Annotated in this window: 22 protein-coding genes; 4 read left to right on the top strand and 18 right to left on the bottom strand. The window is 67.1% G+C overall.

Features of this window, described 5'->3' with window-relative positions:
- Positions 1–85 precede the first annotated feature (85 nt).
- The 7 genes from CDO44_RS25980 to CDO44_RS26010 all read right to left on the bottom strand — a co-directional run bounded on the left by CDO44_RS25980 (position 86) and on the right by CDO44_RS26010 (position 6,789).
- Positions 86–1,138 (bottom strand): porin, encoded by a 1,053-nt coding sequence (locus tag CDO44_RS25980; RefSeq protein ID WP_158213444.1) that lies wholly within the window; start codon positions 1,136–1,138, stop codon positions 86–88.
- Between the two features lie 423 nt (positions 1,139–1,561).
- Positions 1,562–2,608 carry a porin gene (locus CDO44_RS25985; protein WP_087783179.1) on the bottom strand — a complete coding sequence of 349 codons (1,047 nt, stop codon included), beginning with the start codon at positions 2,606–2,608 and terminating at the stop codon, positions 1,562–1,564.
- Positions 2,609–3,032: 424 nt separating this feature from the next.
- Positions 3,033–3,800: a peptidylprolyl isomerase gene (locus CDO44_RS25990; RefSeq protein ID WP_087783180.1), complete on the bottom strand. Its 768-nt coding sequence runs from the start codon at positions 3,798–3,800 to the stop codon at positions 3,033–3,035.
- A 58-nt stretch (positions 3,801–3,858) separates the two neighbouring features.
- On the bottom strand, positions 3,859–4,146 hold the full coding sequence (locus tag CDO44_RS25995; RefSeq protein WP_087783181.1) for a BolA family transcriptional regulator: 288 nt from the start codon (positions 4,144–4,146) through the stop codon (positions 3,859–3,861).
- Positions 4,143–4,733, bottom strand: coding sequence for a septation protein A (locus CDO44_RS26000; RefSeq protein ID WP_087783182.1), 591 nt, complete (start codon positions 4,731–4,733; stop codon positions 4,143–4,145). Before CDO44_RS26000 ends, CDO44_RS25995 begins: the two co-directional genes overlap by 4 nt.
- Positions 4,734–4,855: 122 nt before the next feature.
- Positions 4,856–5,266: a peptide-methionine (R)-S-oxide reductase MsrB gene (gene msrB, locus CDO44_RS26005; RefSeq protein ID WP_087783183.1), complete on the bottom strand. Its 411-nt coding sequence runs from the start codon at positions 5,264–5,266 to the stop codon at positions 4,856–4,858.
- An 8-nt stretch (positions 5,267–5,274) separates the two neighbouring features.
- Positions 5,275–6,789 carry a YdiU family protein gene (locus CDO44_RS26010; protein WP_087783184.1) on the bottom strand — a complete coding sequence of 505 codons (1,515 nt, stop codon included), beginning with the start codon at positions 6,787–6,789 and terminating at the stop codon, positions 5,275–5,277.
- 156 nt (positions 6,790–6,945) lie between these two features.
- Here CDO44_RS26010 and CDO44_RS26015 point away from each other — a divergent pair, with 156 nt between their 5' ends.
- Genes CDO44_RS26015 through CDO44_RS26030 form a run of 4 tightly spaced genes read left to right on the top strand, consistent with a single transcriptional unit; the run spans position 6,946 to position 10,646 of the window.
- Positions 6,946–7,911, top strand: a complete 966-nt coding sequence (locus CDO44_RS26015) for a branched-chain amino acid ABC transporter permease (RefSeq protein WP_198951454.1) — start codon at positions 6,946–6,948, stop codon at positions 7,909–7,911.
- A gap of 11 nt (positions 7,912–7,922) precedes the next feature.
- Positions 7,923–9,167: a branched-chain amino acid ABC transporter permease gene (locus CDO44_RS26020; protein ID WP_158213445.1), complete on the top strand. Its 1,245-nt coding sequence runs from the start codon at positions 7,923–7,925 to the stop codon at positions 9,165–9,167.
- Positions 9,160–9,945, top strand: coding sequence for an ABC transporter ATP-binding protein (locus tag CDO44_RS26025; protein WP_087783186.1), 786 nt, complete (start codon positions 9,160–9,162; stop codon positions 9,943–9,945). The genes CDO44_RS26020 and CDO44_RS26025 overlap by 8 nt, the downstream gene beginning before the upstream one ends.
- 8 nt (positions 9,946–9,953) lie before the next feature.
- Entirely contained in the window at positions 9,954–10,646 is a 693-nt protein-coding gene (locus CDO44_RS26030) for an ABC transporter ATP-binding protein (protein ID WP_087783213.1), read from the top strand.
- Positions 10,647–10,655: 9 nt separating this feature from the next.
- Here CDO44_RS26030 and CDO44_RS26035 read toward each other — a convergent pair whose 3' ends face one another.
- The 11 genes from CDO44_RS26035 to CDO44_RS26085 all read right to left on the bottom strand — a co-directional run bounded on the left by CDO44_RS26035 (position 10,656) and on the right by CDO44_RS26085 (position 21,162).
- Positions 10,656–12,035, bottom strand: coding sequence for a CoA transferase (locus CDO44_RS26035; protein WP_087783187.1), 1,380 nt, complete (start codon positions 12,033–12,035; stop codon positions 10,656–10,658).
- Position 12,036: 1 nt separating this feature from the next.
- Positions 12,037–13,776, bottom strand: a complete 1,740-nt coding sequence (locus tag CDO44_RS26040; protein WP_087783188.1) for a PhoH family protein — start codon at positions 13,774–13,776, stop codon at positions 12,037–12,039.
- Between the two features lie 276 nt (positions 13,777–14,052).
- Positions 14,053–14,517, bottom strand: coding sequence for a peroxiredoxin (locus tag CDO44_RS26045; protein WP_087783189.1), 465 nt, complete (start codon positions 14,515–14,517; stop codon positions 14,053–14,055).
- 50 nt (positions 14,518–14,567) lie between these two features.
- Positions 14,568–14,951, bottom strand: coding sequence for an Mth938-like domain-containing protein (locus tag CDO44_RS26050; RefSeq protein ID WP_087783190.1), 384 nt, complete (start codon positions 14,949–14,951; stop codon positions 14,568–14,570).
- A 276-nt stretch (positions 14,952–15,227) separates the two neighbouring features.
- Positions 15,228–16,202, bottom strand: a complete 975-nt coding sequence (locus tag CDO44_RS26055; protein WP_087783191.1) for a fumarylacetoacetate hydrolase family protein — start codon at positions 16,200–16,202, stop codon at positions 15,228–15,230.
- A gap of 22 nt (positions 16,203–16,224) precedes the next feature.
- Positions 16,225–17,196 (bottom strand): tripartite tricarboxylate transporter substrate binding protein, encoded by a 972-nt coding sequence (locus tag CDO44_RS26060; protein ID WP_087783192.1) that lies wholly within the window; start codon positions 17,194–17,196, stop codon positions 16,225–16,227.
- A gap of 40 nt (positions 17,197–17,236) precedes the next feature.
- On the bottom strand, positions 17,237–17,983 hold the full coding sequence (locus CDO44_RS26065; RefSeq protein WP_087783193.1) for a glutathione S-transferase family protein: 747 nt from the start codon (positions 17,981–17,983) through the stop codon (positions 17,237–17,239).
- Positions 17,984–17,997: 14 nt separating this feature from the next.
- A complete protein-coding gene (locus CDO44_RS26070) occupies positions 17,998–18,792 on the bottom strand; it encodes a cyclase family protein (RefSeq protein ID WP_087783194.1) in 795 nt (264 codons plus the stop codon).
- A 29-nt stretch (positions 18,793–18,821) separates the two neighbouring features.
- Entirely contained in the window at positions 18,822–19,601 is a 780-nt protein-coding gene (locus tag CDO44_RS26075) for an ABC transporter permease (RefSeq protein ID WP_087783195.1), read from the bottom strand.
- A complete protein-coding gene (locus CDO44_RS26080) occupies positions 19,598–20,362 on the bottom strand; it encodes an ABC transporter permease (RefSeq protein ID WP_233146370.1) in 765 nt (254 codons plus the stop codon). Before CDO44_RS26080 ends, CDO44_RS26075 begins: the two co-directional genes overlap by 4 nt.
- Positions 20,359–21,162 carry an ABC transporter ATP-binding protein gene (locus tag CDO44_RS26085; protein ID WP_233146371.1) on the bottom strand — a complete coding sequence of 268 codons (804 nt, stop codon included), beginning with the start codon at positions 21,160–21,162 and terminating at the stop codon, positions 20,359–20,361. Before CDO44_RS26085 ends, CDO44_RS26080 begins: the two co-directional genes overlap by 4 nt.
- Positions 21,163–21,183 lie beyond the last annotated feature (21 nt).

Raw genomic sequence — 21,183 nt, forward strand, 5'->3', positions numbered from 1 at the left:
ATAAAAACCCCGGGCGCATACCCGGGGTGAGGGGCCGGCGCGCCCGCGAGGGGCGCCGGCGGATGTTGGCCTTGCGGCCTCTTGCTTAGAAGCGGTGTTGCAGACCGACAGCCAGCTGGCGGTAGGTCATGTCGCGGTTCTCGTCGAAGTTGCGCACATCGTTGTCGGCGAAGAAGGCGTACAGGTTGGTGCGCTTGGACAGGTCGTAGGTATAGCCGATGGCCCAGCCGTCCACCTTGGACTTGGTGGCCTTCTGGTAGGCGGCGTACAGCTTGCCGGGTCCCAGGGGTGCGCTGGCACCGATGGTGTAGGCGTTGTCGCTGTCGAACTGGCCGCCCGTGGCCACCACGCGGTTATAGCCGTTCAGATAGGCGCCGGTGATGTCCCGAGCACGGGCGTAGCCGGCGTAGATGGCCGCGACGCCGAAGTCGTAGCTCGCACCCAGGGTCAGGTTACGGAACGTCTTGGTGCCCGGCAGCGGCGATTCCACTTGCTGATAGGTCAGCACGCCCTTGATCGGGCCGTTGTCGTACTTCAGGCCGGCGTCGATCATGCGGTTGTTGCTGCCGCTTCGCGGGGCTTCGCTTTCGCCGCTCGGGCTGGCGAACGCGTTGAAGCTATAGCCGATGGCGCCCTGGATGCCGTAGAACGACGGGCTGTAGTAGTACACGGAGTTGTTGACGCGGCCGCCACCCATGACAGCGTCGTTATAGGCGAACGTGCTGCCGATGCTGGCGGAGCTGAAGCTCAGGCCGAACGGGTTGACGATGCCGGCGGCCCACATGAACGCCAGGTTGGTCGTGCGGCCCAGGGTCACGCGACCCAGGCTGTTGCTTTCGAGGCCGACGAACGCATAACGGCCGAACAGGCGGCCGTGGGTTTGCTGGCCATTGTCCACCGTAAAGCCGTTTTCCAGGGTGAAGATGGCTTTCAGGCCATTGCCCAGATCCTCAGAGCCGCGCATGCCGAAACGCGATTGGCTCATCAGGCCGCTGTCGATTCCTTTGACGGTCTCGCCGTCTTCCTTGGCCCAGTTGAAGCCGGCATCAACCAGACCGTACAGGGTGACGGACGATTGAGCATGGGCGGCGCCTGCAAAACCTGCCAGCAGAGCGGTCGCGAGAAGGGTCTTCTTCATTACGTGGTCTCCAGCGAAAAACATTGCGTTTAGGTGGCAGCGCGGACGGCGGTGGGTATTTCTTGGTTTGCCGCTGCGCGATCCCCGTTCGACTTTCGATTTCCAGGCGGTGCTGCTTAGGCTGCGAAGAAATCTGCAATAAATTTCACCAGAAAGGATTAAGAGTGCCAACTGCTAAATCTGGTGCGGGATTTGGCGGTGTTGCGATTCTGTCTAAACCAATTGGTCTTGTCGTTATCCACGCAACAGATAGGGGAAAGGACGTTACATCCTGATACGGATCGGCAAGCGGGGTTCATCGGCGAGGCGCCGGGGGGAATGCACGGTATGCGCAAAAAAGAACCCCGCCGAAGCGGGGTTCCCATGCTTGGTCGCACCGGGGGCCGAAGCCCCCATGACGCCGGTCAAACCGGCATCGTGTGCTTAGAAGCGGTGTTGCAGGCCCAGGGCGAACTGACGATTGGTCAGATCCTTCGCGGCCGCGAAGTCGCGAACTTCGCCGTCGACGAAGAAGGCGTACAGGTTGGTACGCTTCGACAGGTCGTAGGTGTAGCCGATGGCCCAGTTGCTGGTCTTCGACTTGGTGGCCTTCTGGTAGGCAGCGTAGGCCTTGCCAGGTCCCAGGGGAGCGCTCAGACCGATGGTGTAAGCGTTGTCCTTGGTGAAGTTGGCCGAAGTGGCGTTGATGGCGCCGTTGTAGCCAGCCACGGTACGGATGCCCTTGGCGTTGGCGTAGCCGGCGTAGACGGCCACGACGCCGAAGTCGTAGTTGGCACCCAGGGTCAGGTTCTTGAACTTGCCGTTGTTCGGGGTCAGGTCCGACGGGTTCAGGTACTGGTACGTCACCACGGCCTTCAGGGGACCGTTGTCATACTTCAGGCCCAGGTCGACCAGGCGATCGTTGTTCTTGTTGCCGGCGACTTCCGTGTCGGGGTTCGACTGGAAGCTGTAACCGACGGCGCCCTGGAAGCCAGCGAAGCTGGGCGAGTAGTAGTAGATCGAGTTGTTGACGCGGCCGGCGCCCAGATCGGCGTCGTTGTAGCCGAACGTGCTGCCGATGCTGGCGGAGCTGAAGCTCAGGCCGAACGGGTTGACGATGCCGGCGGCCCACATGAAGGCCAGGTTCGTGGTACGGCCGAGGGTCAGGCGGCCAGCGGAGGCGCTTTCCAGACCAACGAAGGCGTAGCGGCCGAACAGGCGGCCCTGGGTTTGCTGGCCGTTGTCAACGGTGAAGCCGTTTTCCAGGGTGAAAATGGCCTTCAGGCCGTTGCCGATGTCTTCCGAACCGCGGATGCCGAAGCGCGACTGGCTCATCAGTCCGCTGTCGATACCGATCCGACGGTCTTGGCCTTCGAGTTTGGTGTAGTTGAAGCCGGCGTCAACCAAACCGTACAGCGTGACGTTGCTTTGCGCTTGAGCGGCACCTGCGAAGCCGGCCAGCAAGGCGGCGGCAAGAAGGGTCTTCTTCATTTAAATAGGTCTCCAGCGGAGTGAGTAACTCGATAAGCCGAAGGGACATGCCGGAAGACAGCACTGCTGCCGCTTTCCCCCGGTGGCAAACCCCCCGTCTTGCTCATGATTTCTACGCGATGTACTTGCTGTGAAGAAATCTCGACAAATTTCACCAGAAAGACCCTGAGGTGCCAACAGTTAATTCCGACGTAATAAAAATGTGTTGTGCTTGGACATAAGGTTTTGTTACCTAATTGCAACCCGAGTCGATGGGCGAGCCGCGAGGCGGCAGGCGCCGCAGGACGAGCGGCCAAAAGAAACGCCCCGTATAACAGGCGTGGAAGCGCTGTTTTTACGGGGCGTTGACATCAACCCAGGGAAACCCTGATTGTTGAAAATTTAATTATCAGGCTTTCCTTTTTTGTTGGTTCAATCCAACAAATTACTGGATCTTGGCTTTTTCGCGCAGGCCGGTCTGGAAGTCGCGCAGCTTGGTCTGCCGCAGGGATTCCTCGATTTGCGGGCGCAGCTGGTCCACCGGCGGGAACTGCACCGGGCGGACGTCTTCCAGCCGGATGACGTGCCAGCCGAACTGGGTCTGCACCGGCGCTTCGGTGGTCTGGCCTTTCTTCAAGGAGGCCAGGGCGTCGGCGAAGGGCTTCACATAGGTGGCGGCGGGCGCCCAGTCGAGGCTGCCGCCGTTGGCGGCCGAGCCGGGGTCCTTGGACTGCTTGGCCAGATCCTCGAACTTGGCGCCTTTCTTCAGCTGGGCAATGATGTCCTTGGCCTGGGCTTCGCTCTCGACCAGGATATGGCGGGCCTGGTATTCCTTGTCGCCCTGGGCGCTCTTGACGCGGTCGTACTCGGCCTGGACTTCCTGCTGGGTGACCGGGTTCTTGGCAAGGTAGTCATTGAAGAGGCCGCGAATCAGCACGCTCTGGCGGGTCAGGTCGATTTCGGCCTGGACCTCGGGCTGCTTGGCGATGCCGCGCTTGTCGGCTTCCTGCAGGAAGATTTCGCGATTGATGAGCTCTTCGCGGATCTGCTCGCGCAGCTGGGGCGAGTCGGGCTGCCCCTGCTTGGTCAGCAAGTTGACGAATTGGTCCACGCGCGACGAGGGGATGGCCTTGCCGTTGACCACGGCGGCGTTTTGCGCAAAAACCGGAGCGGCCACGGTCAGCGCGGCAGCCATCATCAAAACACGCTTCATGTATGGAAGTCCTTGAAGGTAGAAAGGAAGGGGGAGATCGGTAGGAAAGGGACCGGGCTCAAGAGGTTGGTGCGGAGTCTTCTTCTGGCGTCAGTGCCTGGATGGCCAGCGCGTGGATGTGCGCGGGCATCAGGTCTGCCAATCGATCATACACCAGCCTATGGCGAGCCACCCGGTTCAGCCCGGCGAAACGGGAGGAAACAATGCGTAGCCGGAAGTGTCCCGCGCCCCCGGCCGCGCCGGCGTGACCGGCATGCAGGTGCGACTCGTCCTGCACGTCCATGGCGGTGGGCGGCGCCAGTGCCTGCAGGCGCTGGCGGATCTGGGCCATGCGTTCCTCGTTCATGACCGTTCGGCCCCCGCGTCGGTTTCGCGCTTGGCGATGTCCTGGGCGGACATTTCCTCGGGCTGCTTGATATGGCGGCCGAGGTAGATCGACTGCAATACGACGAAGACCAGCAGCAATCCGAAGATGCCGAATACCTTGAAGCTGACCCAGGTTTCGGTGGGCCAGTTGTAGGCGACGTACAGGTTGAGGCCGCCTACCGCGGTGAAGAACAGGACCCAGGCGAGGTTGAGCCGGTTCCAGATGGCGTCGGGCAGCTGGATCTGCTTGCCCAGCATGCTGCGCAGGAAGTTGCGCTTGAGCAGCAGCTGGCCGCCCGCCAGCACGACGGCGAACAGCCAGTAGAGCACGGTGGGCTTCCATTTGATGAAGACCTCGTCGTGCAGGAACAGGGTCGCGCCGCCGAATACCACGATGATGGCGAGGTTGATCCAGTGCATGGGCTCGATCTGCTTGCGGCGAGCCAGCAGCCAGACGATCTGCAGCACGCTGGCCGCCATGGCCACGCCGGTCGCGACGTAGATGTCGGCGAATTTATAGGCGGCGAAGAAGAGCAGCAGCGGGAAAAGGTCGAACAGTAGTTTCATTGAGGTCGCGAGCGTCCTGGGTGCGGGATTGAGACAGGGAAAGCGTCGTTTTGTCCAAGGCCTGCCGCGCCAGGCATTGGGCCGACAGTCTGCGTGCGAGGCGCTTTCCCCTTGGAGGAAGACTAAGACTCACTAAATGGTTCGAATTTCAACGACACCGAATTGATGCAATAACGAAGCCCGGTCGGGGGCGGGCCGTCTTCGAATACGTGGCCCAGGTGGGCATCGCAGACGTTGCACAGTATTTCGGTGCGCACCATGCCGTGGCTGGTATCGAGTTCCTCGCGCACGTTGTCAGGGTCGAGAGGAGCGAAGTAGCTGGGCCAGCCGCAGGCCGATTCGAACTTGGTGTCCGAGGCGAAAAGCGGGGTGCCGCAGGCGACGCAGCGATAGATGCCCGGTTCTCGATGGTTCCAGTATTCACCGGTGAAGGCGCGCTCGGTGGCTTTTTCGCGTGCCACCGCGTATTGCATGGGGGTGAGCAGGGTGCGCCATTCGGCGTCGGATTTCTTGACTTTGGGCCTGTCGGACATGGTCTACCTCATGAAGAGCAGCTGACTTGGAGAGAGCCCGCCCAGTCGGGTGGCACGCGGGCGTAGCTTTCGTAGCCGGGCCGTTCCGTGTAGGGGTCGCGCAGCAATTGCAGCAGCCGGTCGATTTCGCTCGGGTCGCGTTCCTTTGCGGCGCGGATCGCGAGCTCCGCCAGATGGTTGCGCAGCACGTACAGCGGATTGACGCGATGCATGGCCGCCGCCCGTTCGGCGTCGGGGCGGCCGTCCTGGCGTACGCGTTCACGGTAGCCCGCCAGCCATGCGCGGGCCGCTTCGCGATCGGCATACAGATCCTCGAAGGTCTCGGCGTCGGGAGCAGGCGCGGGGGCGCCGTCGGCGGTGGCGACCTCGGCCAGGCGGCGGAAGCTGAGGGTGAAATCGGCGCGGTTGTGATGCATGACGGACCACAGCCCGTTGAGGAGTTCCTCGTCGCCGGCCTGCCATTGCCTGAACCCCAGCTTGGCGGCCATTTTGCGGTGGAAGGCGTCGACGAACGTAGCCTCGTAGCCGGCTAGCGCGGCGCGCAGGGCGGCCTCGTCCTGCACCAGCGGCAGGAGCGCGCCGGCGAGGCGGTACAGGTTCCAATGGCCCACCGCCGGCTGGGCATCCCACGCATAGCGGCCGGCCGTATCCGAATGGTTGCAGACATGGTGGGCGTCGAAACCATCCATGAATCCGTAGGGGCCGTAGTCGAGCGTCAGGCCGAGTATCGACATGTTGTCGGTGTTCATGACCCCGTGGCAGAAGCCGACCGCCTGCCAGTCGGCCATGAGCTCCGCGGTCTTGCGCGTGACCGCCGCCAGCAGCCTCAGGTAGGGGCCGGCTTCGGTGGCGGCTTCGCCCGCGGGCGCGGGGCGGCACTCGGGATAGAAGCGGTCGATGACATAGTCGGCCAGCACGCGCAGCAAGTCGGGCCGCTGGCGGCTGGCCCAGTGTTCGAACGAGCCGAAGCGCACGAAGCTGGGCGACATGCGGGTGACGATGGCGGCAGTTTCGACCGTCTCGCGGATGACCGGATCGTCGGACGCGACCAGCGCGAGCGCGCGGGTGGTGGGAATGCCCAGCCCGTGCATGGCCTCGGATGCGAGATATTCGCGTACCGAAGAGCGCAGCACGGCCTTGCCGTCGCCCATGCGCGAATAGGGCGTCAAGCCCGACCCCTTGAGCTGCAGTTCCCAGTTGCCGCCAGAGCCCTGGACTTCGCCCAGCAGCAGCGCCCGGCCATCGCCGAGCTGGCCGGCCCAGACGCCGAATTGGTGGCCGCTATAGACTGCCGCCAGCGGCGCGCCGCCGGGCAGCGGACGGGCGCCGGAGAACACGTCGAGGAACTCGGGCGTGGACAGGGCTTCGGGCGCAAGGCCGATCAGCGCGGCCGCCTCGGGATTGGCATGCACCAGCCAGGGGTCGCCGAGGGGCTGGGGCGAGACCCGGGAGTAGAACGCATTCGGCAGCGCGGCGAACGAGTTGTCAGTGCGCAGGGACTGGAGTGTGCTGGCGAGCTTCAAAACGGTGGCCTTGGTCGGTGGCCGGCGTCACGCCGGACATCAATCAAGGTTAACCTATTTGCCGTCGTTTCTCGTTTCGTTTCCACTCTTTCCGCGCCGGCGGCGCCATGCGCCGCTTCCCGGCCAGGCCGGCGCGGCCGCCCAGGGAGTTCATGGTTGGACGGGCTGATCGTTTCGCTGCTCAACGGCCTTTGCTATGGCCTCTTGCTATTCATGCTGTCGGCCGGATTGACCCTGATATTCAGCATGATGGGCATCATCAACTTCGCACACGCGAGTTTCTACATGCTGGGCGCGTATTTCGCCTACACGGTAGCCGGCACACTCGCCCGCGTGCCCGTGCTGGCCGGCGCCGCGTTCTGGATCGCGCTGTTCCTCGCCCCCGTGCTGGTGGGCCTGGCGGGCGCCGCGATCGAGCGGTTTGCCCTGCGCCGGCTGCGCCGGCGCGGCCACGTGGCCGAGCTGCTATTCACCTTCGCGCTGGCCTACGTCGTCGTGGAACTGGTGCAATTGGCGTGGGGCCGCTCCGCCGTGCCCTACCGCGTCCCGGCGGCCCTGGCCGAGCCGCTTTTCAGCCTTGGCGGCCACGCGTTTCCCGCCTATCGCCTGCTCATCGCGGCAGTGGCAGGGTCGATGCTGGCGGCGTTGTGGTGGGGGTTCAAGCGGACGCGCACGGGGCTGGTCGTGCAGGCCGCCATCAGCCACCCGGCCATGGCGCAGGCGCTGGGCCACGACGTGCCCCGTGTGTTCATGCTGGTATTCGGCGCGGGCTGCCTGCTGGCGGGCATGGCCGGCGCCATAGGCGGCAGCATATTCGTGACCGACCCCGGCATGGCGCAGGCCTTGGGGCCCATCGTTTTCGTCATTACTGTGGTGGGGGGGCTGGGGTCGCTGCCGGGCGCCTTCCTCGCCAGTCTCCTGATCGGCCTCCTGCAGACGCTCGCTGTCGGGTCGGCGCTGTCACTGGCCGGCGCGGCGTCCTGGCTGGGGGCCACGCCGGCCACGGCGCAGGCGCTGGCCGCATGGCCATTGTCGCGCATCGCGCCGGTGCTGCCATATCTGCTGATGGTCGCCGTCCTGGTCTGGCGGCCGCGGGGGCTCATGGGCGTGCGCGAAACATGAGGCCGGGCCGGATGGGTTCCCGGACCGGCTGGACATGGGGCGCCGTTCTGCTGGCTTTGCTGGCGTTCGCGCCGCTGGTCCTGGGCGGCCGTTTCCAGTTGGGGCTGATGTCGCAGATGTGCGCGATGGCGGTTTTCGCGCTGTCCTACAACCTGCTGCTCGGCCAGACCGGGATGCTGTCGTTCGGGCATGCCGTCTATGCCGGATTGGGCGGCTTCGCGGTCATCCACTTGCTGCGCGGGATGGAAGCGGGCGGCCTTGTCCTGCCCGTGGCCCTGCTGCCGCTGGCTGGCGGGCTGGCCGGGGCCGCTTTCGCCGCGCTGATCGGCTATCCGACCACGCGCCGTGGCGGTACGCCGTTCGCCATGATTTCGCTCGCCATCGGCGAACTGGTCTATGCGGCGGCCGGCATGCTTCCGGAGTGGTTCGGGGGCGAAGGCGGACTGACGGCCGATCGCACGGCCGGCCCTGCGTTCGTGCCCGGCTTGTGGCCCGGCTGGAGCCTGGGGCCGGATACGCACATCTACTATCTCACCGCCTGCTGGACGGCCGCGTGCGCCTTGGCGATGCGCGCGCTCGGCCGCACGCCGCTGCTGATGCTGGCCAATGCCGTGCGCGACAACCCGCAGCGTGCCGCCTTCGTCGGCCAGGATCCCCACGTCGTACGCTATCTGATGCTGATGGCGTCCGCGTTCTTTGCCGGTATCGCGGGCGGACTCGCGGCGCTCAATCTCGAGATCGCCAGCGCCGACAGCCTGGGCGCGGTCCGTTCGGGCACCGTGCTGCTGGCCGTCGTCGTCGGCGGCAGCGGGTTCTTCCTCGGGCCGGTGGCAGGCGCCGTGGTGGTCGTCTTCTTCTCGGTCGCCTTGTCGCGCTATACCGGCGCTTGGCAACTCTACCTCGGCCTGGCTTTCGCAGCGACCGTGCTGTTCCTGCCAGGCGGATTGGCCGGCGCGGCGCACGGCCTCGCGCGGCGAATCCGGCGCCATGGGCCCGTGGCGGTGGCGCGCGAATTCGGCTGGACGGCCGTGGGCACATTGTCGCTGGCCCTGGGTCTCTGCCTGGCGATCGAGCTGGCTTACGCCGTGGTCCATGCGCAAGGAAGCATGGCAACGACCGCCTCGCCAGCCAAGGCGCTTGATCCGTCCGGAGCCGGGCCGTGGGTCGCGGCGGGCGTCTTGCTGGTGGCCGGCGCGGCGTGCTCGTGGCGCGGCCGTGCGAGGCTGCCGGCGATGCCGGAGGGACGCGATGCCTGAAAAATCCATTCCGCCGTCTGCCGCGGATGCGCTGGTGCTCGAGGGCATCAGCAAGCGGTATGGCAGTGCACGGATCCTCAACGAGGTGCACCTGCGCGTCGCCGCCGGCGACGTGCATGCGCTGATCGGCCCGAACGGGGCAGGCAAGTCCACGCTGTTCAACGTGGTCTCGGGCCTGGCGGCGCCTTCGTCGGGCACCGTGCGGCTGCATGGTCGCGACGTGACGGGGCTGCCCGCGCATCGCGTGGCCCGGCTCGGCTTGTCGCGCAGTTTCCAGGTCGCCAACGTGTTCCCGCGCCTGTCCGTATTCGACAACCTGCGCTGCGCCGCCATGCGCTCGTGCGGTCTCGGGTATGCCTGGTGGCGCGGGCTGGGCAGGGCCGGGCCCCTGGCCGAGCGCGCCGGCGAAGTCATGGCGCGTGTGGGGCTGGCACAGCGCGCCGGCGCCGCGGCGGGCGAGCTGAGCTACGCCGAACAGCGGGCGCTGGAGCTGGGCATGGTGTTGGCGGCGGATGCCCGCGTGCTGCTGCTGGACGAGCCCACGGCCGGCATGAACCGCGGCGAATCCGCGCGCATGGCCGAGTTGATACGGGCAACGTGCCGGGACCGGACAGTGCTCATCGTGGAGCACGACATGCAGGTGGTATTCGGCTTGTCCGACCGGATTTCCGTCATGGTGCGCGGGGAGTTGATCGCCACCGGCGAGCCCTCGGGCATCCGCGATGATGAGGCGGTGCGCCGGGCCTACCTCGGCCGGTTTCCGGGAGGACGGTCGTGAGCGCGGATTTGCTGCGCCTCCGAAACGCGCATGCCTGGTATGGTCGCGCCCACGTGCTGCAAGGCGTCGACCTGGGCATCGCGGACGGCGAAATCGTGGGGCTGCTCGGCCGCAACGGCGCCGGCCGCTCGACGCTTGCGCGCGCCGTCATGGGGCTGGTGGCGCGCCGGGGGGAGTTCCTCTGGCGGGGGCGGGACATCGGCGCCTTGCGCACGTTCGAAATCGCGCGCCTGGGCATCGGCTATGTGCCCGAGAGCCGCGACATCTTTCCCGACCTGACGGTGGAGCAAAACCTGACGCTCGGGCAAAAGGGCAAGCGTCCCGGCCGCTGGCGCATGGAAGACGTCCATGAGCTGTTCCCGGCGCTCGCGCAGCGGGCACGCGTGCCGGCACAGCGCCTGTCGGGCGGCGAACAGCAGATGCTGGCCTTGGCCCGCACCCTGATGGGAGATCCGGCGCTGATGCTGGTGGACGAACCGACCGAAGGGCTGGCGCCCATGGTGGTGGCTCAGTTGGCCGACTTCTTCCGCAGCCTGCGCCGCCGTGGCGTGGCTATCCTGCTGATCGAGCAGAAGCTGGACCTGGCGCTCGACATTGCCGACCGCGTCTGCGTGCTGGGCCATGGGGCGGTGATGTTCGAAGGGACGCCGGCCGCCTTGCAGGCCGATGCCCAGGTACGGCAGGAGTGGCTGGAGCCGTAGCCGCCAGCTCTACCAAGTCGCGGGAGACGCCCCCAAGGGGCCGGCCGGCAGATTCCACGCCATGGCCGCGCCGGCAATTTCCACCGGTGCCTTGACCCGGCGCGCCCGGCCCCACGCGGTCATTTCCGACGGCATGGTGCAGTCGTCGCGCGTTTCGGCGGCTAACGCCGCGGTGTCGGCCGGGGCCTTGCCCTGGACCAGCAGCGCGGCGGTGCGTGCCAGCGAAGTTCGCGCCTCGCCACCAGCGCCGCTGCGCAGCCGTTCGGCCAGGCCCCGTGCGGCGGCGGCCGCCATGATGTAGCCGGTAGCGTGGTCCAGCGCCTGCACCGGCAGCGGCGCCGGCCGGGGTTGGCCGAGCGCGCGCATGCCGGCATCGGCTATGCCGCAGCTCATTTGCACCAGGCTGTCGAAGCCGCGGCGGGTCTTCCATGGACCTGTCCAGCCGTAGGCATCGAGCGAGACATCCACCAGTCCCGGATTGATCCGCCGCCGCTGCTCGGCATCGAAGCCCAGCGAGGACAGTGCATCGGACCGGTAGCCGTGCACCAGCACGTCGGCATCGCGCAGCAATTGGCGGAACGTGCGCCGTCCTTCGGTACCGCGCAGATCGAGGCGGGCGCAGCGCTTGCCCAGGGTCAGTTCGGGCGCGGCCACGGGCTCGTCCCAGCCCGGCGGGTCGAGCCGCAGCACTTCGGCACCGTAGCCGGCCAGGAAGCGGGTCGCCACGGGCCCGGCGATGATGCGAGTCATGTCGAGTACCCGCACGCCCTGCAGGGGCCGATCGCGGGAAACCGGCCACGCCGGCTTGTCCGTGGCGGGAGCTGTGGTGCGCCAGACCAGCGGCTCGGCGGCCACGGCGGCGCCTTGCGGATGCGCGGCCCAGTCGGCGAGGCTGCGCATCTGCGCAGCGCAGCCCTTCTGCTCGACGACGGCATTCTCCAGGTCCAGGGCCTGCCACCGCCTGACGGCTTCCGCCACGCTGGCACGGTCGCCCGCGCAGCCCAGCACGCGCAGCGCGGCCGCGCGATGATGGGGCGCATTGGTATGCAGGCGGATCCAGCCGTCGGCCGCTTCGTAGTCGCCGGCGATGGGGTCCCAGGCTGGCGGCAGCTTCCAGCCTACCGGGCGCAGCGACGAGCCGAACCAGAACGAGGCGAGGCGCTTGTCGACCTGGACCTCGGGCAACTGGCCGTGGCGCAGCGCGAGCACTTCCGCAACCGCGAGGCCGGCCGCCCCGATGGCGGCGGCGGCCAGATCGGTGACAGGAAAGACCGACGGCAGGCTGCCCGCCCCCCGGAACACGACGCCATCGGGCAGGGACGACTGTCCCCCCAGCGCATTCCAGATGGCGCGCAGATAGCCGTCGCCAGCCGTACGGTCTGTCGTCATCTCATAACACCTCGGCCGCGTAGTCGGCCAGGCGCGAGCGCTCGCCGCGCTGCAGCGTGACGTGACCCGAGTGCGGCCATCCCTTGAAGCGGTCGACCACATAGGTGAGGCCCGAGCTACCCTCGGTCAGGTAGGGGGTATCGATCTGCGCGATATTGCCCAGGCAAACCACCTTGGTGCCGGGGCCGGCGCGGGTGATGAGGGTCTTCATCTGCTTGGGCGTGAGGTTCTGGGCCTCGTCGATGATCAGGAACTTGTTGAGGAAGGTGCGGCCCCGCATGAAGTTGAGCGACTTGACCTTCACCCGCGAGCGGATCAGATCCATGGTGGCTGCCCGTCCCCAGTCGCCGCCGTGCCCGCCCTCGCCATCGCCCATGTTGAGCACGTCCAGGTTGTCTTCGAGCGCGCCCATCCAGGGCAGCATCTTTTCTTCCTCGGTCCCGGGCAGGAAGCCGATGTCTTCGCCCACGGGAACCGTCACGCGCGTCATGATGATCTCGGTGTAGCGCTTGGTCTCGAGCACCTGCGTCAGCCCGGCGGCCAGTGCCAGCAGCGTCTTGCCGGTGCCCGCCTGCCCCAGCAGCGACACGAAATCGCAATCGGGGTTCATCAGCAGGTTGAGCGCGAAGTTCTGCTCGCGGTTGCGCGCGGTTATGCCCCAGACGTTGTTCTTGCTGTGGGTGTACTCGCGCAGCGTCTGCAGCACGGCGGTCTTGCCCACGACCTCCTTGACCTGCGCGTACAGCGGCATGCTGCCTTCGAAGTACACGAACTGGTTGACCGCGAATTGCGCGCACAGGGGGCCGGTGATGCGGTAGAAGGTGCTGCCGCCCTGTTGCCAGGATTCCATGCCCTTGCTGTGCTTGTCCCAGAAATCGTCGGGCAGAGGCAGCACCCCGGTGTAGAGCAGGTCGGAGTCTTCCAGCACCTGGTCGTTGAAGTAGTCTTCCGCGGGCAAGCCGAGGGCGCGCGCCTTGACGCGCATGTTGATGTCCTTGGACACCAGCACGACCTCGCGCTCGGGGAAGCGTTCCTGCAGCGCGCGGACCACGCCCAGGATCTGGTTGTCGGCCTTGCCGGCGGGCAGGCCCGACGGCAGCGACGCCGTCAGCAGCGTCGTCTGCAGGTACAGGCGGCCCAGGGCATCGCGGTTGCCGAGCTTGTCGAGCGGAATGCCGGCATCCATGTCGCCGATGTCGCTGACCAGTTCGTCGAGCGAGCGGCTGACCTGGCGGGCGTTGCGCGCGACTTCCGACATGCCCTTCTTGTGATTGTCGAGCTCTTCCAGCGTCATCATCGGCAGGAAGATGTCGTGCTCCTCGAAGCGGAACAGCGAACTCGGATCGTGCATCAGCACGTTGGTGTCCAGCACGAAGAGCTTGGCGACTTCCGGCCCGGCCGACTTGGCCTTGCGCTTGCCGGTGGCGGGCCTGGCCGTGGTTTTGGCGGGCGCCTGGGCCTTGGCGGAGGCCGGCTGCGGCGCCCGCGCCACCGGCGCTTCGGGTGCCTTGGCGGCCGGTGTCAGCAGCGTGCCGGACTTGGACTTGGCCGTCTTGCGCGCGGTCTTGGCCGGAGCGGCCTGTATCCCCGCCAACTGGGGCTGGACTTCGTGGAGCTCGGCGGAGGAGGGCGGGGGCTGCTCGACTTCGGACTGCTTGCCGCGGGCTACGGGACGCGCTGGTTCACCCGAAGGGAAGGACAGGATTGCTGCGGGCCGGGTGGGCATCTTGGGAAGCGGCATGAGCGCGGATCTCCTCTGTAAGGGAAGCTCAACGATACTGCATCCTCCATTGCAAGCATGGTACGCCTGCCGGCGGTCGATGCGTGCGCTGGAAGGGAGACGGATCTGCCCAAGCGCCCAGGCCGCTGCTCGTTCTCGGGAGCGGCTGCGGCGCGCAGGGGGAAACGCTTTCGCCCCGGCGCCCGGCGGCGGCGCCCGCCGCGCGGCAGAGCCGGACGGACGGTTCGCGGGCGTGGCGGGGGAGTTCCATGGGGACGAGGCGAGGAGGCGGCTTTCTCAGGCCAGCCCGCGCACGGCTTCGAGCACGGCGTCCACGTGTCCGGGCACTTTCACGCCGCGCCATTCCTGGCGAAGCTTGCCCTGGGCATCGATCAGGAAGGTGCTGCGTTCGATGCCGCGCACCTGCTTTCCGTACATGTTCTTCATCTTCATGACTCCGTAGAGTTCGCACAGCTTTTCGTCGGGGTCGGCGATGAGGGGAAAGGGGAATTCCTGTTTTTCCTTGAACTTCTGGTGCGAGGCGAGCGTGTCGCGCGAGACGCCCAGCACTTCGGCGCCCGCGGCCTGGAAATCGGCGTAGCGGTCGCGGAAGTTCTGCCCTTCGGTCGTGCAGCCCGGGGTGTTGTCGCGCGGATAGAAGTACATGACGACGATGCGTCCCTTCAGGTCTTTCAGCGAAATGTCGCCGTCGGTGCTGGGCGCGGTGAAGGCGGGGGCGGCTCGCCCGATGGCGGTGCTCATGCGTGGGGCTCCGGGAAACGAGGGGAAATGTGGATGGTCGGGCGCATCGGTCAGGCCGGAATCAGCGCAGCGAGCACGCGGCGCCCCTCGGCCATCAGAATGTTGTAGGTACGGGCGGCGGCCTGGGTGTCCATCATTTCGACCCCCACCCCCGCCCTCAGGAGCGGACGCAGCAATGCGGGCGCCAGGAAGCGCTGGCGCGCGCCGGTGCCGACCAGCAGCACCTCGGGCGGCTTGGGCGCATCCGGGCGCACCACCTGCGCCATGGCGGCGGCATCGATTTCTTCGAAACTGGAAACAGACCAGGCAGTGACATCGCCCTCGGGGCCGAACACGACGGCGTGCTCGAAACGGACGCGGTTGACTTCGACGTATCCATCGCCATAGGCGGTCACGGTGTTCAGCGCCGAGGCAGGGTCGGAATGCAACTTCAAAAGGTCAGCTCCGGATCAACGGGACGATAGGCCTACTATACCGCCCTCCGATGGCCGGAACGGATGCGTGGAGGAGACAGTCCGGCCCGGCTTGTGGACTATTATAAATGATCCCCCTAGGTGCTGACCGGAAGGGAAGCCCACCCCCGCCGCGCTTCGCGCGTCCCCCTCAAGGGGGCGATGCGGGTGGACCGGCGGAGCCGGATCCACCGCATCCTGGGTCTTGCACCGTTGCCGACTGGTACGGCCGCCGCAAGAGAATCCGGGCCGCCCCGATCAAGACCCGCCGTGTATCAACTTCTGGTCCAGCGCGCCAAACACGCTGGTTCCGGCCGACGTCAGCACTTCCATCCGGACGCGATCCCCGAACTTGAGGAAGGGCGTCGAAATCGCGCCGCGCGTGGCGTTCTCGATGGCTCGAACTTCCGCGAGCGCCGCCGACCCGGCGCCTTCCGCGGGATCCGATACCGTCCCCGACCCGATCACCGTCCCTGCACGCAGCCTTCGCGTCGTCGCCGCATGCGCGATCAGCTCCCCGAATCCGACGCTCATCTCCCCCGCATTCGGATGCCCCATCCACCGCCCGTTGACTTCCACCCGCAACGGCAGGTGCAGCCGCCCGTCGCGCCAATGCCCGTCCACCTCGTCCAGCGTCACCGCCACCGGACTGAACGACGTCGACGGCTTGGCGTGGATGAAACCGAAGCCCGTTTTCATTTCGCGCGGCTGCAGGCCGCGCAGGCTCCAGTTATTGGCCAGCATGACCAGCTTCACGTGAGCCAGCGCCGCTTGCGCGCTCGTGCCCATCGGCACGTCGTCCAGCACGACCGCGATCTCGCCCTCGCAGTCGATGCCATGGTTTTCGTCCGGCAGCGGAACGTCGTCGCGCGGGCCGAGGAAATCGTCCGAGCCACCCTGGTACATCAGCGGCAGCGTGGTATCGATGGGCGGCACGCCGAATCCGCGCTGCATCCAGAGCCCATGATTGGCGAAGGCCGAGCCATCCAGCCATTGATAGGCGCGCGGCAGCGGCGCCATCGCCCGTGCCGGATCGAAGGGAAACGATGACTGCGCCGCGCCGCGGTTCAGCGCGTCATACAGCGCGGCCAGTTCCGGTTGCAGCGCCTGCCAGTTTTCCAGCAAGCCTTGCATGGTCGGCGGCCGGGCAGGATGGACCGCGGTCGCCAGGTCGGCGGATACGACGGCAAGGCGGCCGTCACGGCTGCCGTCTTTCAAGGTTGCGAGTTTCATGCGGGAACCTCCTCGGCGTCGGTCAATCGTTCAGCCGGATTTTCTTGTCGGCGATGATCCTGCCCCACTTCTCGCGCGATGCCGCCATGGTGCGCGCCAGTTGCTGGCGGTCACCCGGGGTGACGGTCATCGCCAGGGTGGCGGCGGTCTCGGCCATCGCGGCGCTGGAGAGCGTGCGGTTGATCGCCTGGTTCAGGCGGTCGAGTATGTCGGCCGGTACTTTGGCCGGCGCGAACACGCCGAACCACGTGGTTCCGTCGTAACCCCTGAAGCCCTGTTCGGCCAGGGTGGGGACGTCCGGGTATTGCGGCTGGCGCGCCGCCGAGGTCACACCCAGGATCTTCATCTTGCCGTTCTTCGTGTTGGCCACGGCCAGCGCCGGCGGCGCGAACAGCAGGTCGATCTGGCTGCCCATGAGCGCGTTCATCGCCGCCGGCGTGCCCTGGTAAGGCACGTGCAGCAACTGGATGCCGGCCGATTCTTCCAGCAGGCCGCCCCACAGGTGCGCGACACTGCCCAGGCCCCAGGAGCCGTAGGTCAGTTTGCCCGGCGCGCGCAAGGCCGCGTCGATCAGGCCGCGGCCGTCCTGGAAGGGCGCGTCGGGCCGGGCGACCAGCATCGCGGTCAGGATGCCGAGCTGGGCCACGGGCGAGAAATCGCGCGCGGGCTCGTAGCGGATGTGCCGGTAAAGCAGCGGGTTGAGCGCGTGGGTATCCATGTTGCCGATCATGAGGGTATGGCCGTCGGGCGCGGCGCGAGCCACGAACTCGCTGCCTATCATGCCGTTGGCGCCGGCCTTGTTCTCGACGATGAAGGGCTGGCCCAGTTGCCGGGCGAGATCTTCGCCGAGCTTGCGGGCGACCAGGTCGGCGGGCGAGCCTGCCACGTAGGGGACGACGAAGCGCACGGGTTTGTCGGGATAGGGAGCGGCGATGGCGGCGCACGAGACGAGGGCGGCGCATGCCGCCATCAGGCGCGAAAGCAGGGAATGCATTGGAAGTCTCCGTATGCGTGGAAAGAATCGATCGAAGCGCCTAGCGCGCGGGCGCGCCAACCGCAGGCGGCGGCGAGACCCGGCTGCCGGGGTAGTAGGCCGCCTGGAACGACGGCCGGGCCGTCATGCGCGCATACCAGTCGGCGACCCGGGGCCGCTGCGCCCACAGGTGCGCGAAGCCGAGGTCTTCCATGCGCACGACCGTGGGCAGCATGCTGATGTCGGCGAGCGAGAATGCCGCGCCGTTGAGCCAGGGGCCGTCGGCAAGCGCCCCTTCGGCACGGGCCAGCGATTGCTCGATCTGCTCCATGGCCTCGGCCAGGTCCTGCCGGCCGAACCCGTCCGGGCCCATGCGCAGGTACATGTGTTTGCGCAGGGGCCGCTGCGCAGCCACGTCTTCCAGGACCGGACGCGGCAGGCGGCGCAGTCCGAGACCGAATACGTGATGGAACGAGGGAATGCGCGTGGCGGCCGTCGGCACCTCGTCGATGTAGTGCGTCCATACGCGCATGCGGGCGAGTTCGAACGGATCGGAAGGCCGCAGGGCGGGGGACGGAAACACGTCTTCGAGGTATTCCATGATGACCGACGAGTCGGCGATGGCGCGGCCATCGTGCACCAGCGTGGGCACCAGGCCGTTGGGATTGATCGCCAGGTACGCCGGCGAAAGATGTTCGTTGTCCGGCAGGGAAAGCCGGCGATCGACCCAGTCCAGGCCTTTCTCGGCCAGCGCCATGCGCACGCGCTGGCTGCAAGTGGACACCGAGGCGTTGTAGAGCTCGAGCATGGCGGTCTCCGGGTTCAGAGAGGAGCGAAGAGACGGTCGTCGAAGATGGCGACGGCGCGCGTCCAGCCGGCCGAGGCGGCGCGCACCTTGTGCGGGAAGCAGCTCACGTAGAAACCGTCGGGCGGCAGGCTCTCGAGGTTGTGCAGTTTCTCCAGGTGGCAGTAGCCGATGTCGCGGCCCGCCTTGTGGCCTTCCCAGATCAGGGACTTGTCGCCCGTTTCCACATACTTGCGCGCGGTGTAGGAGAACGGCGCGTCCCAGCTCCAGGCGTCGGTGCCGGTCAACCGCACGCCGCGTTCCAGCAGGTACATCGTGGCTTCGTAGCCCATGCCGCAGCCGGTGTCGACGTAGTCGGGATGACCGTAGCGCGACCCGGCGCGCGTGTTGACCAGCACGATCTCCAGCGGCCGCAGTGTGTGGCCGATGCGTGCGAGTTCGGCCTCGACGTCGGCCGCGGTGACGACATAGCCGTCGGGGAAGTGGCGGAAATCCAGCTTGACGCCAGGCTGGAAGCACCAGTCGAGGTCGACCTCGTCGATGGTGATCGCGCGTTCGCCGCGATTCATCGTGGAGTGGAAGTGATAGGGCGCGTCCAGATGCGTGCCGCTGTGCGTCGTCAGGGTGACCCATTCGGCGGCCGCGGCTTCGCCGTCGGGCAGGTCTTCGGCCTTCAGTCCCGGCAGCAGGCGCTGGAAGCCGGCCACGCCTTGCACGTGATTTTCGTAGGTGATGCGTGGGGCAAGCGAAGGCGGGTCCGAGAGGACGTCGTTCTCGAGATAGATGGAAAGGTCGACGATGCGGCGTGACATGATGCGTCCGGACGGTAGGGTGGAAGGGATCAGCGATGGATGCGGACCATGCGTTCGGCCAGCGCGAGCAGGACGTTGCTCAGCAGCCCGATGATGCCCAGCAGGACCACGCCTGCGTAGAGCTCCGGGGCGCGGAACGACCGTGCTGCCATGAGGATGGCGGAACCCAGTCCGGTCTGCGACGCCAGCATTTCGCCGACGATCGCCAGCACGAGCGCAATGGTCAGCGACAGGCGCATGCCGGTGATCACGTCCGGCAGGGTGTGCGGCAAGCCGATCTTGGCGACGAACGCGCGGCGCGACAGGCCGAGCACGCGCGCGACTTCGTGCAGGCGCGGATCGATCGACGCGAAACCGTGCACCGTAGACAGCAGCACCGGCCAGATGGCGCCGAACGCGATGACGGCCAGTACCATGCCGGGCGACAAGCCGAGCAGCGCGATGGCGACCGGCATCACCGCCGAGGCGGGCAAGGGGCGGATGAACTCGAGCGTGGGTTGTATCCAGGCGCGTAGCGCGGGCGAAATGCCGATCAGCGTGCCGATCGCGACGCCAAGGGCCGATGCCAGCACCCAGCCATAGATCATCCGTTCCACGGTGGCCGCGCTGGCGGCGGCAAGATCGCCTTCGGCGAGCCCGTGCCGAAGGGCTTCCCACGTGGCCTGCGGCGAAGGCAGGAAAATCGGCGAAACCCAGCCGGCCGCGCTGGCCCAGGCCCAGGCTCCGACGAGCGCGAGCAGGACCAGCAGGCCGCCCGCGGCATCGCCCAGGCGCCGTGCCAGGCGCGGCGGCGCAAGCGCGGCGCTCATGGGCGGGCTCCCCGGCGGCCGAACAGGCGTTCCTGCAGCCGCAGCAGACCGGCGTTTACCGCCCAGCCCAGCACGCCTATCCAGATGACCAGCGCGAGCATCAGTGCCGGGTTGAGGCTTTGTTGCGCCATGCTGAGCCCGTAGCCCAGGCCCATGGGATTGGCGACGATCTCGGTGGTTACCGCGATGGTCAGCGCGATGCCCAGCGACAGCCGCAGTCCGACGAAGATGCGCGGCAGCGCCGCCGGCAGGACGATCTTCCAGGCCCGCCGCAGGCCGCGCAGGCCCAGGACTTGCGCAACCTCCAGCAGGCGCGGTTCGATGCGCGCCACGCCGTCCTGGGCGAACATCAGCATGGGCCAGATGCAGGTGAAGGCCACCACCGCGCTTTCCATGCGATAGCCGAAGCCGAATGCCAGCATCGCGATGGGAACCAGGGCTACGGAAGGCAGGGGACGAAGCAGATTGACCGTCAGCGCGGACAGGCGCCCCACGCGCGGCACCGCGCCGAACCATAGGCCGCACGCCAGGCCGATCCCGCCGCCCATCGCCAGGCCAAGCAGCGCGTTGCCCAATGTCTGGGCCGAGGCGGCGGCAAGGGATCCGTCGAGCGCGGCGGCCCACATGGCGCGCAGGATTTCCGACGGCCGGGCGAATGCGTCGCTTTGCGCGCCCGTGGCCAGCATGGCGAGTTCGGCGGCGAGGAGCGCGGCCACGGGCAGTGCAAGGCCGCGCAGGCGCGAGAGGTAGCCTCGGCTCACGGACGCGGCTCCTGGATGAAATCGAACAGGAAGCGCCGCAGGCGCAGGAATTCGGGATGCTCGCGGGTGGCGAGCTGGTCGCGCGGATGGGGCAGCTCGATCACGATGTCCTGCGCCAGGCTGCTGCGTTGAGATCCGGGATTGGCGCGCAGCGCGATCACGCGGTCGCCAAGGTAGATCGCTTCTTCCAGGTCGTGGGTGATGAACAGCACGGTGGTTCCGTGCTGGCGGACCAGCGCCAGCAGGTCGTCCTGCAGCGATTGGCGCGTCATGGCGTCCAGCGCGCCGAACGGCTCGTCCATCAGCAGGACCGCCGGCCGCTGCGCCAGGCAGCGCGCGATCTGCAGGCGTTGCTGCATGCCGCCGGACAATTCGGCCGGATACTTCGCGGCATGGGCAGCCAGGCCGACCTGGGCCAGCAGCGGCGCGATGCGCGCCGACCGCTCGGCGCGCGGCACGCGGGCGGCCTCGAGCGCGAGCGAGACGTTGCCGGCCACGGTGCGCCAGGGCAGCAGCGCGCGCCCGTAGTCCTGGAACACGATGGCCACGTCCTGCGCCGGGCCATCGACGTTCCTGTCGTCGCGCAGGATGCGGCCGGAAGTCGGGCGAACGAGGCCCGACAGCAGCCGCAGCAGCGTAGTCTTGCCGCAGCCCGACGGACCCACGACGCAGACGAATTCACCCCGGCCGAGCGCGAGATCCAGGCCGTTGATGATGCGGCGTCCGCCCAGGTCCAGCGCCACCCCGTCCAGCCGGATCAGCGGCTGTGCGGCGGGGCGGACCGCGACACTCGGATCCAAGCTTGCTTCGCGCAACGCCGC

Origin of the sequence: Pigmentiphaga sp. NML080357 (assembly GCF_002188465.1) — a bacterium.
Lineage (GTDB): Bacteria > Pseudomonadota > Gammaproteobacteria > Burkholderiales > Burkholderiaceae_B > Pigmentiphaga.